Raw genomic sequence first — 1,565 nt, 5'->3', positions numbered from 1 at the left:
CCTGCGCCCTTCACCACATTGGTCGAGCTGACCTTCGAGAAACGCAAGGTCGAGCACTGGATACGCTTCGGCCGCAAGAGCTACGAGCAGATCATCGACCGCCGCCGCAGCGTCGTCGGCTTCGCGCCGGGCAGCGTCTTCGCCTTCGTCCGTTGGGCATCTGGCGAGCACGGCACTGTCATTTCGCGCATCGACATTGTGCGCGCCATCGGGCGCGGCGAGCCGTTCCAGACATTGCCCTTCGTGCGCCCCGGTGGCGAAATCCTGTTGCGCCTCGACGGCTGGCCCAAGGTGCAGCGTGCGCTTGTAGCTATCGACGCCGTGGATGCGCTCGGCCTCGATCCGGCCGACGCCTCGCCGGATCACTGGCGGCACGTCCACAACCGTTTGACCGCCAATCTGGAACCGCACGCCTACACGCCTGAGCGACATGCCGCTTGGCTTCACCGTCGAAGGATCGAGCCATGACGCGCCGCCGCACCCTTACGGTGACGGCGCTGGCGGTGATCGGCATCGCCGCCGCAAGCGCGGTCAAGACGCCGACGAAACTCATATGGAACGCCACCGCCAGCGCGCCAGTCGGGTTCTACACCGTCGAGCCGGCAGACCGGATCGACGTGCCCGAGCTGGTCGCCATCATGCCGCCCGAACCGCTCGCCAGCTTCATGGTCGAGCGCGGCTATATCGCGCGAGGCGTCCCGCTCTTGAAGCGCGTCTTGGGCCTGCCCGGACAGCGGGTTTGCCGAGCCGGCCGCACGATCACGGTTGACGGGATCGAGATGGGCGAGGCGCTGGAGCGCGACAGCCTCGGTCGCGATCTGCCCGTCTGGAAGGGCTGCCGCGTCATCGGCGGCGACCAGCTTTTCCTCATGAATTGGGAAGTCCGCGACAGCCTCGACGGCCGTTATTTCGGACCCATCCCCGCAGATTCCGTCATCGGCCGAGCGGTTCCGCTCTGGACCGATGAGGAAGGCGTCGGCCGCTACGAGTGGCGCGTGCCGACGTACTGACCCCCCAAAAAAAACCAACCGCAGGAGATTTCCATGGCAGAGATAGGCACCTTCACCCGCACCGAAACCGGCTATGCGGGGGAGCTTCATTCGTTCGGCCTCCACGAAAAGCTGTTCATCGTCCCGGCCAAACCGAGCGATGTGAAAAACGCGCCCGACTACCGCGTGCGCCTCGATAGCGAGGACGGCCCTGACGCCGGCCCCGCATGGAAAGACTCCAGCGACAACGCTGGCGACTTCGTGTCGATGCGGTTGGAGGGGCCGGTTTTCCCGTTCCCCATCCGCGCCAAACTGTTCCAGTCCAACGACAATCCTTCGGTCTGGACCCTGCGTTGGAAGCACGCCCGGAAGATCGAGGATGAGGAATGACGGCCGCGCGCGTCCGGCCCGTCATCCGGTCAAAGATCGGCATCCCTTTGTTCGCGGAAAAGCCGTCTCATCCCTTCGTCCCGCTCGGCGACCAGACGGCCGGCGCGCGCAGCGAAGGTCAGGGGCGGCCATCGGCCGGCGCTTGCGCCTTGCCCTTGACCGCAGCGAGCACGCTGGCAGGCTGGC

General features: G+C 66.0%; 3 protein-coding genes and 1 pseudogene. All 4 read left to right on the top strand.

The window, feature by feature from the left end; genetic code table 11:
• Window positions 1-468: DUF2840 domain-containing protein (locus G539_RS0120320; RefSeq protein WP_029076833.1), on the top strand; the 468-nt coding region annotated here is incomplete at its 5' end.
• Entirely contained in the window at window positions 465-1,010 is a 546-nt protein-coding gene (locus G539_RS0120315) for a S26 family signal peptidase (protein ID WP_029076832.1), read from the top strand. The genes G539_RS0120320 and G539_RS0120315, both read left to right, overlap by 4 nt.
• A gap of 33 nt (window positions 1,011-1,043) precedes the next feature.
• The gene (locus G539_RS0120310) at window positions 1,044-1,379 is read left to right on the top strand and encodes a DUF736 domain-containing protein (protein WP_029076831.1); all 336 of its coding nucleotides are present in this window, start codon (window positions 1,044-1,046) and stop codon (window positions 1,377-1,379) included.
• A pseudogene (locus G539_RS25605) lies at window positions 1,376-1,565 on the top strand (lytic transglycosylase domain-containing protein); the annotation flags it as partial. The gene G539_RS0120310 and the pseudogene G539_RS25605, both read left to right, overlap by 4 nt.

It is taken from the genome of Kaistia adipata DSM 17808 (assembly GCF_000423225.1).
Lineage (GTDB): Bacteria > Pseudomonadota > Alphaproteobacteria > Rhizobiales > Kaistiaceae > Kaistia > Kaistia adipata.
Note: the sequence above shows the minus strand (reverse complement) of the source record. Positions and strands in the feature narration are given on the sequence as shown.

Excerpts from the sequence above, each read along its gene's own strand:
- G539_RS0120315 (WP_029076832.1), top strand. The coding sequence starts at position 465 with ATGACGCGCCGCCGCACCCTTACGGTGACGGCGCTGGCGGTGATCGGC.
- G539_RS0120310 (WP_029076831.1), top strand. The coding sequence starts at position 1,044 with ATGGCAGAGATAGGCACCTTCACCCGCACCGAAACCGGCTATGCGGGG.